This window comes from Microvirga solisilvae, from assembly GCF_022808595.1.
GTDB classification, from domain to species: Bacteria; Pseudomonadota; Alphaproteobacteria; order Rhizobiales; family Beijerinckiaceae; genus Microvirga; species Microvirga solisilvae.
Genome location: NZ_JAKUCN010000010.1, coordinates 61,191 through 68,687, shown reverse-complemented (window position 1 = coordinate 68,687; position 7,497 = coordinate 61,191). Strand labels below are relative to the sequence as shown.

Annotated in this window: 9 protein-coding genes and 1 pseudogene; 6 read left to right on the top strand and 4 right to left on the bottom strand. The window is 60.1% G+C overall.

Annotated elements, in window-relative coordinates; all coding sequences use genetic code 11:
• Positions 1–194 (top strand): annotated as a pseudogene (locus MJ639_RS16840) (calcium-binding protein); the annotation flags it as partial.
• Between the two features lie 231 nt (positions 195–425).
• Complete coding sequence (locus MJ639_RS16835) at positions 426–1,373, top strand: NAD(P)/FAD-dependent oxidoreductase (protein WP_243375311.1); 948 nt, start codon at positions 426–428, stop codon at positions 1,371–1,373.
• 5 nt (positions 1,374–1,378) lie between these two features.
• On the opposite strand, the gene MJ639_RS16830 is transcribed toward MJ639_RS16835, so the two are convergent.
• Entirely contained in the window at positions 1,379–2,398 is a 1,020-nt protein-coding gene (locus tag MJ639_RS16830) for an alpha/beta hydrolase (protein WP_243375307.1), read from the bottom strand.
• A gap of 166 nt (positions 2,399–2,564) precedes the next feature.
• Here MJ639_RS16830 and MJ639_RS16825 point away from each other — a divergent pair, with 166 nt between their 5' ends.
• Positions 2,565–3,893 carry a solute carrier family 23 protein gene (locus tag MJ639_RS16825; RefSeq protein ID WP_243375304.1) on the top strand — a complete coding sequence of 443 codons (1,329 nt, stop codon included), beginning with the start codon at positions 2,565–2,567 and terminating at the stop codon, positions 3,891–3,893.
• A 111-nt stretch (positions 3,894–4,004) separates the two neighbouring features.
• Positions 4,005–4,865, top strand: coding sequence for an SDR family oxidoreductase (locus MJ639_RS16820; protein WP_243375301.1), 861 nt, complete (start codon positions 4,005–4,007; stop codon positions 4,863–4,865).
• Between the two features lie 50 nt (positions 4,866–4,915).
• On the opposite strand, the gene MJ639_RS16815 is transcribed toward MJ639_RS16820, so the two are convergent.
• Positions 4,916–5,119 (bottom strand): hypothetical protein, encoded by a 204-nt coding sequence (locus MJ639_RS16815; RefSeq protein WP_243375298.1) that lies wholly within the window; start codon positions 5,117–5,119, stop codon positions 4,916–4,918.
• A 198-nt stretch (positions 5,120–5,317) separates the two neighbouring features.
• Here MJ639_RS16815 and MJ639_RS16810 point away from each other — a divergent pair, with 198 nt between their 5' ends.
• Entirely contained in the window at positions 5,318–5,491 is a 174-nt protein-coding gene (locus MJ639_RS16810) for a DUF1328 domain-containing protein (RefSeq protein WP_009494036.1), read from the top strand.
• 59 nt (positions 5,492–5,550) lie between these two features.
• Here MJ639_RS16810 and MJ639_RS16805 read toward each other — a convergent pair whose 3' ends face one another.
• Together MJ639_RS16805 and MJ639_RS16800 are read right to left on the bottom strand one after the other, a co-directional pair.
• Positions 5,551–6,090, bottom strand: a complete 540-nt coding sequence (locus MJ639_RS16805) for a sigma-70 family RNA polymerase sigma factor (RefSeq protein WP_243375296.1) — start codon at positions 6,088–6,090, stop codon at positions 5,551–5,553.
• Entirely contained in the window at positions 6,087–6,302 is a 216-nt protein-coding gene (locus MJ639_RS16800; RefSeq protein WP_243375293.1) for a NepR family anti-sigma factor, read from the bottom strand. Before MJ639_RS16800 ends, MJ639_RS16805 begins: the two co-directional genes overlap by 4 nt.
• A gap of 182 nt (positions 6,303–6,484) precedes the next feature.
• On the opposite strand from MJ639_RS16800, the gene MJ639_RS16795 reads away from it, so the two are divergent.
• Positions 6,485–7,291 (top strand): response regulator, encoded by an 807-nt coding sequence (locus MJ639_RS16795; protein ID WP_243375290.1) that lies wholly within the window; start codon positions 6,485–6,487, stop codon positions 7,289–7,291.
• Positions 7,292–7,497 lie beyond the last annotated feature (206 nt).

Sequence of the window (7,497 nt, the reverse complement as noted above, 5' to 3'; positions counted from 1 at the left end):
CGGGCGCGTTCGTGTCGGGAGCGGGTCGGACGACGTCGGTGGATGCGGACGACCGGATCATCTACGACACGTCGACGGGCTTCCTGTACTTCGATCCGGACGGCAACGGCGGCGCGACGCGCCTGTTTGCCAAGCTGAGCAAGGTGGGCGGGGCGTTCCCGACGCTCAGCAACACCGACTTCGTGATCTTCTAACCAAAAGGAAGGGGGCTCGACAAAGCTCCCTTCCTCCCGCCTGAGATGAGGCGAAAGTCACCCTTGATGGCTCCGGCGGCAAAACGCCGGAGCCTTTTCATGAGGAGGCTCGACTTCGCACCATGCCTTCCAAAAGGTTCGGTGCTGCCGCAGCCCGATCAAGAGGCTTAGTGATCTTTTTCCGATTTCGCGAGTTGTGCCTGCTCAGGATACCGGCAGGGGAAAGGCGGGATGGGAGCCAGAAAAGACATACTCGATTGCCTGATCGTCGGCGGCGGACCGGCGGGATTGACGACGGGACTCTATCTGGCGCGCTTCAAGCGCCGTTTTCTCATTGTCGATAGCGGAACGCCCCGGGCCGCGTGGATCCCGACGAGCCACAATATTCCGATGTTCGCTGATGGCATTTCCGGACCGGATCTCCTGTCACGCGCACGCGCCAATCTCGAGCAATATGGCAAGTGCATCATTCCTGGGAGAGTCACGGGTCTGCACAAGCAGCCGGATCGCTTCATCGCAATGGTCGAATACGATGATGGCAGTGCGGATCAGATCACAGCAAGGCGCATTGTGCTCGCGACCGGCGCTGTCGACGTCGAACCCGACTTGCCAAATGTACCCCATGCCGTGCAGCGGGGCTTGGTGCGCTATTGCCCCATCTGCGACGGCTATGAATCCCGCGATCAGAAAATCGCCGTCATCGCCTATGGAGCTCATGGCCTCGGTGAGGCGGTGTTCATTGCGCGCACATATTCTCGCGATGTTACCCTGCTCACATTGGGTCAGCCTCTGGAGTTGAATGCCGAGCAGCGGGGGAGGCTCGACGAGCATGGCATCAAGATGGTCGAGACGCCCGTCGAATCCCTCGACATGGAGAATGACCGGATTGCCGCTCTGCATTTCGGCGGCAAGGAGCATCGCTTCGACGTGCTCTATTCGGCGTTGGGGCTCAAATACCGTTCCGATCTCGCATTGTCCCTGGGCGCGGATTGTGATTCCTCAGGCAGCCTGATTGTCGACAGTCATTGTCAGACAAGCGTGAAAGGGCTGTACGCGGCAGGCGACATCGTGCGTGGCCTCGATCAGATCGTGGTCGGCATGAGCCATGCCGCTCATGCCGCCACGCATATTCACAACAATTGCGAATTGCCGACCGAGGATGAGCCGGGCGGAGCGTAAGTCTCTCAGGCCAATGCTCGCGCGAGGAGCGGCAGGCTCACATCCATGCGGTAATCCACGGAGGAGTGATTGTCGGGAAACTCCTCGTAGGTGTGTGCGATGCCTGCCGCTTCGAGCTTTCGATGCAATTGCCGCGAGCCATAGATCATGTTGTACTGATCGACATCGCCGCAATCGATGTAGAAGGCCTTCAGCTTCTTGAGATTGGCCTGCATCTTGGGATCTTCTGCCATGCGTAAGGGATCCCAACGCAACCAATTGGCCCAACGCTCTTCGATCACCTCACAGGTATGGAGATCGACGGGAAGCCGGATGCCGCAGAAATGACTGGGATCTGGATCGAAGCTCGCGGCTTGTGCCAGGATCATCAGTACGTGCCAGTCCTGGTCCTTCGCCTTCGGCCCCTGCTCGAACTTGTTCAAGAACGTGTCGATGGACATGCCGTGACCGGCCAAGTGCCGCAATGCGCCGGCGAACTCGCCGAGATGGTAGAGATACTCAAAGCCCACATCGCCTGAATGGGAAGCCGCCGCCGACCAGACCGAGCCGCCATGGCGCAGGGCATGGACCAGGGAGCCGTAACCGCCCGAGCTCTTGCCGAAGACGCCGCGGCGTCCATTGCCGCCGCAACCGAAGCGCTCCTCCACGAAGGGCAGCATCTCGGAGATCAGGAAGGTCTCCCACGGGCCCATCGCGGCGCTGTCGATATACTGGTTGCCTCCGAGACGCGTGAAGCAGTCGGGGAAGGCCACCACCACCGGCGGCATGGCCCCTGTTCCGATGAGACGGTCGAGTCGCTCGGGAACATTCTCGCCATAGTTCTTCCAGTTGGTATGAGCGGGACCGCCTGCGGTGTAGCCCACAAGATCCACGAGGAGGGGCAGGTCTCGCCCGTCATGGCCTGCCGGCACATAGACATCGATCCGCCGATGATGCGGATCCCCGAGAAGATTGCCCTTCAGGCATTTGCTCTCGATCCGGAGGCTATGCACCACGCCTTCAGGAAGGTTCTGATCCTTGCGCATTTCCGATCCTCGTTTCTCACGGAGGGAAATGATGTGACGGCCTCTTGGGTCCCTGTCCAGGAAAGAGGCCTTTGCAGCAGTTAATAAGTCTTGGAGGGCGCTAGCTTTTCCTCTCCCCATGGCTCTAGGGTGCCGTCTCAAGCGTCATTATCTGGGGGAGTCACAAATGACCGATAGTTTCCTGCCGCGATGGACCTTGAAGAACGAAGGCACCATCATGCCCGATGAAAGGCTGCCGACGGGCCAAATGGTCGTCGTAGGCCTGCAGCATGTGGTCGCCATGTTCGGCGCCACGGTGCTGGCACCGATCCTGATGGGCTTCGACCCTAACGTCTCTATCCTGTTTTCCGGCCTCGCGACCCTGATATTCTTCTTCGTGGTCGGCGGTCGGGTGCCGAGCTATCTCGGCTCGAGCTTCGCCTTCATCGGCCCGGTCCTTGTCGCGACCGGCGCTGCGGTCGGCGCCCCGAACCCGAACCTTCCCCTGGCACTCGGCGGCATCATCGCGGCCGGCGCGCTCTATTTCCTCATTGGCTTTATCGTCCAGCTGGCGGGCCACCGCTGGATCGAGCGTCTCATGCCGCCGGTGGTGACCGGTGCCATCGTCGCCGCCATCGGCCTTGTGCTCGCGCCGATCGCGATCAACAGCGCCTCGGGTGTCACGCCTGACAATGCCAACGGCTCCGACTTTGCTCGCTGGATTGCTCTCGCAACAGTGCTGTCGGTCGGCCTCATCGCGGTCTATGCGCCGGGCATGTGGCGTCGCTTGCCGGTGTTGATCGGTGGTGCGCTCGGCTACCTCATCTACTACATCTTCGCGAACCTCATGGGCTATGGAACGCCCATCGACTTCTCGAAGATCGGCCAGGCCGCCTGGTTCGGCCTGCCGTCCTTCCAGGCTCCTGTCTTCGACATGAGGGCCATGAGCCTGATCGCTCCCGTTGCGATCATCCTGGTTGCCGAGAACCTCGGGCATATCAAGGCCATCGGCGCCATGACGGGCCGCAACCTCGATCCCTATCTCGGGCGCGCCTTCATGGGCGACGGCATCGCCACGATGCTGTCCGGCTCCGCCGGCGGCACGGGTATGACGACTTACGCCGAGAACATGGGCGTGATGGCCGTGACCCGCATCTACTCGACACTGGTCTTCGTAATCGCCGCCGCCTTCGCACTGTTGCTGGGCCTCTCGCCGAAATTCGGCGCCTTCATCGGCACCATTCCGGGTCCGGTGCTCGGCGGCCTCTCCATCGTGGTGTTCGGCCTCATCGCCGCCACCGCCGGACGAATCTGGGTTGAGAACCGGGTCGACTTCTCGAACCCGCGTAACCTCATCACCGTGGCGGTCGCCCTGATCCTGGGCGCCGGCAATTTCAAGCTGAACGTCGCGGGCTTCACCCTCGACGGCATCGGCACCGCGACCTTCGGCGCGATCATCCTCTATCACGTGCTGAACATGGGCCCGTCCCGGACGGCCGAGCCGCCGCACGTGTAAGGCGCGTTCAGGAACACGCATCCGAAGCCCGCGTTGAGCCCTCAACGCGGGCTTCTCTTTTTCGAAGAGCACGATGAGCCCGCATCTCTCCTTCCAACAAGGGACGATGCCATGAGCTCTGAACAACAGCAGACTCTTCCTCCTCAGGTTCAAGACAAGCAGCCTGGTCACGAGACCGAGATGAATCCGAGGCCCGATTACGAACCGCGCTATCCCGGCAGCAATCGGTTGCAGGGAAAGACGGTACTCATCACAGGCGGCGATAGCGGCATCGGTCGCGCCGTATCAGTCCTCTTCGCGCGCGAAGGCGCGGATGTGGCCATCGTCTATCTCGACGAGAGTGAGGATGCGCAGGCCACGAAACAGCTTGTGGAGAGGGAAGGGCGCAAGTGCCTGATTATCGCGGGCGATGTGGGCGACCCTGCTTTCTGCGGTAAGGTCGTGGATCAGGTGATCCAGCAATTCGGCAAGCTCGATGTGCTGGTGAACAATGCTGCCGAGCAGCATCCGAAGAAGGATGTTGGCGAGATTACACCTGAGCAGATCGAGCGCACCTTCCGCACCAATATCTTCGGCTATTTCTATATGACGCAGGCAGCGATGCCGCATTTGAAGAGGGGCGCAGCAATCATCAACACCACATCGGTGACGGCCTATCGCGGTAGTGCGGACCTCCTGGATTACAGTGCCACGAAGGGAGCTATCGTCACCTTCACACGGTCGCTGGCGCAGAAGCTCGCGGAGCAGGGCATTCGCGTGAACGGCGTCGCGCCGGGGCCCATCTGGACACCGCTGATCCCTTCGACATTCCCGGCTGAGAAGGTGAAGAGCTTCGGTGCGAATACGCCCCTCAAGCGCCCAGGCCAACCGAACGAGGTCGCGCCGTCTTTCCTCTTTCTGGCCTGCGAAGATTCCTCCTACATCACCGGATCAGTCCTGCATCCGAATGGTGGTGACGCGACGGAGTCGTGACAGCAAAAAAGGCGGCTCAGTGAGCCGCCTTTTTCGAAAGCCGAAGATGCTTAGCGACGACGCTGCACACGCACGGGAATAGGAGCCGGAGTCTGAACCGTCATGGCGAAGAACAGCAGGACCGCCGACAGGGACGCAGCGATCACGAACATGGCTTCGGCAATATCGGAATGCGATGCCATACCTGTGGCAGCCGCGAGAATAGACAAAATCGTGAAGAGAAAAAATGCACGTAGGGCAACGGAACGGGTCATCGACATATCTCCCAAGTGTTCTGAAAAACGTACCTGGAAGAGCGGAGTTCCATACTGCTCATGAGCCCGTGAAATACTTACACCGCAGACCTAAGAACAGCAGGCTTAACTTTTTCTGGCGGAACCTCACAGTCGCGCTTCGCGTTGATTGAGCGTCATCAGCTTCGGGCTGATCATTAATCTAAGCGAGGTAACACCATGCTCGGTTGGGCTGTCACTTTTCTCATTATCGCGCTGGTCGCGGCTCTGTTCGGTTTCGGCGGCATCGCCGGCACCGCTGTCGAGATCGCAAAGCTGATCTTCTTTGTTGCGATCGTGCTCTTCGCCATCTCGGCCGTGATCGGTCTTCTGCGCGGACGTAGCCCCATGTGACGGGGCTATCCCGGATGAATCGAAAACGCCGCCTTCGGGCGGCGTTTTTCATGAGGGTGTCAGCCCTGCAGGGCGGCGCGGGTCATGGTATCGGGGCCCAGATCGTCCACGTCCTCCACATTAAGCATGGCTGCAAGGCGGATCCGAGCACGGTTCACCCGGCTTTTGATGGTGCCGACAGCGCAGCCACAGATGCTGGCAGCTTCCTCGTAGGAGAAGCCGGATGCACCGACCAGAAGCAGGGCCTCGCGCTGGTCCGAGGGAAGCTCGAAGAGGGCAGAGCGGAAATCCTCGAAATCCAAATGCGAGCCTTGTTCGGGATGCACCTTCAGGCGACCAGCAAATACGCCATCCGGGTCCTCGACCTCGCGGCGGCGCTTGCGATACTCGGAATGAAAGAGATTGCGCAGGATCGTAAAGAGCCAGGCGTTCAGGTTCGTGCCTCTCTCGAAGCGATGGAGATTTGATAGAGCCCGGAGGAGAGTATCTTGGACAAGGTCATCTGCCCTGTCGACCTGACCCGCGAGAGAGATGGCGAAGGCGCGAAGGCCTGGGACTGCGGCAAGCAAGGCCTCTCTCAGGTCAGGCTCCTGGGTCATTGCGACCCTGCCTTCTTCTTGTCGAGCTGATCCAGCAGATCCTTGAAACGGTCCGGGACCGGCTGCTGCATCAATTCATCGTACATGGCGCGCAATTGATCGCCGATTCGCTTCTGACTGCCATCGTCGAGTTTGGCCCTGGTTCCAAGCGTGCCGTCGAGAGACGTTCTCGGGAGCGCCCGAGGCAGCTTGTTCCCCTTATCACCTGTCATCTGATTCCCCTTGCCATCCCAGCTATTATTAAGGGATAGCCAACCTTGGCAGTAGCTCTATACTCATTTTCGAGCAATAACGCTTGTGGTTAGACACGGTTCCAGCATGGAACTTTTGCAGCTTTGCCGCGTTGAACGGACCATCGGTACAACGAGTCATAAGCACATATAAGGGGAAGCGAATGTCGACAGCTCAGCTTGTCGTCCAGCACTTACCGTATCTTCGCCGCTACGCACGCGCACTTACAGGCAGCCAGATGGCTGGCGACGCCTATGTGGCTGCAACCCTTGAGACGCTCGTGAGCGAGCCCGAGACCATTGGGCCCTCCGGCAACGTCAAGGTCGAGCTTTTCCAGGTTTTCACGCGCATTTGGAATTCGCTTTCCGTCAACGGACGCAGCGAGCAGATCCAGCGCGATCTGCCGGCGGAAGTTCGCCTCGGGCAGATCACTCCGCTGCCGCGCCAAGCATTCCTGCTCTCCTGCCTTGAAGGCTTCGGGGAGGAGGAGGTCGGCCAGATTCTCGACGTCGACGCCAAGACGGTGCGCGAGCTCGTGGACGAAGCTGGCCGTGAGTTGGCGGCTGACATGGCCACCGACATCCTCATCATTGAGGACGAGCCGCTCATCGCCATGGATCTCGAGGCGCTTGTTGAAGGTCTCGGCCACAACGTGACGGGTGTCGCCCGTACGCGCACCGAGGCCGTGAAGCTCGCTACCACGAAGCAGCCCGGCCTGATCCTGGCCGACATCCAGCTTGCCGACGGCAGCTCGGGTCTCGACGCGGTCAATGACCTGCTGAAGTCTTTCGAGGTACCGGTGATCTTCATCACCGCCTATCCGGAGCGCTTCCTCACCGGTGAGCGGCCCGAGCCGGCCTTCCTCATCGCCAAGCCGTTCCAGCCGGCCAACGTCTCGGCCGTGATCAGCCAAGCCCTGTTCTTCCAACAGAGCGCCAAGCGCCGCGAGGCACGCGCTGCCACGGCGTGATGCACATCGACAGCCTAGTCAACTAATCCAATATGGCTAAGTAATCGCCCGGCTTTCGAGCCGGGCTTTTCTTTTGTCACATCGTAATCGGCATAAAAAAAGACGGGCTCTCGAAGCCCGTCTAAAGGTGCCGGCCAATGCACAAGGGGAATGCGGGGAGGACCAGGAGGCCGGTGCTTTTAGAACGCCGCTTGGAAAATAAAGGT

Excerpts from the sequence above, each read along its gene's own strand:
- MJ639_RS16800 (WP_243375293.1), bottom strand. The coding sequence starts at position 6,302 with ATGACAGGTGATAAGGGGAACAAGCTGCCTCGGGCGCTCCCGAGAACG.
- MJ639_RS16835 (WP_243375311.1), top strand. The coding sequence starts at position 426 with ATGGGAGCCAGAAAAGACATACTCGATTGCCTGATCGTCGGCGGCGGA.
- MJ639_RS16805 (WP_243375296.1), bottom strand. The coding sequence starts at position 6,090 with ATGACCCAGGAGCCTGACCTGAGAGAGGCCTTGCTTGCCGCAGTCCCA.
- MJ639_RS16830 (WP_243375307.1), bottom strand. The coding sequence starts at position 2,398 with ATGCGCAAGGATCAGAACCTTCCTGAAGGCGTGGTGCATAGCCTCCGG.
- MJ639_RS16820 (WP_243375301.1), top strand. The coding sequence starts at position 4,005 with ATGAGCTCTGAACAACAGCAGACTCTTCCTCCTCAGGTTCAAGACAAG.
- MJ639_RS16810 (WP_009494036.1), top strand. The coding sequence starts at position 5,318 with ATGCTCGGTTGGGCTGTCACTTTTCTCATTATCGCGCTGGTCGCGGCT.
- MJ639_RS16815 (WP_243375298.1), bottom strand. The coding sequence starts at position 5,119 with ATGACCCGTTCCGTTGCCCTACGTGCATTTTTTCTCTTCACGATTTTG.
- MJ639_RS16795 (WP_243375290.1), top strand. The coding sequence starts at position 6,485 with ATGTCGACAGCTCAGCTTGTCGTCCAGCACTTACCGTATCTTCGCCGC.
- MJ639_RS16825 (WP_243375304.1), top strand. The coding sequence starts at position 2,565 with ATGACCGATAGTTTCCTGCCGCGATGGACCTTGAAGAACGAAGGCACC.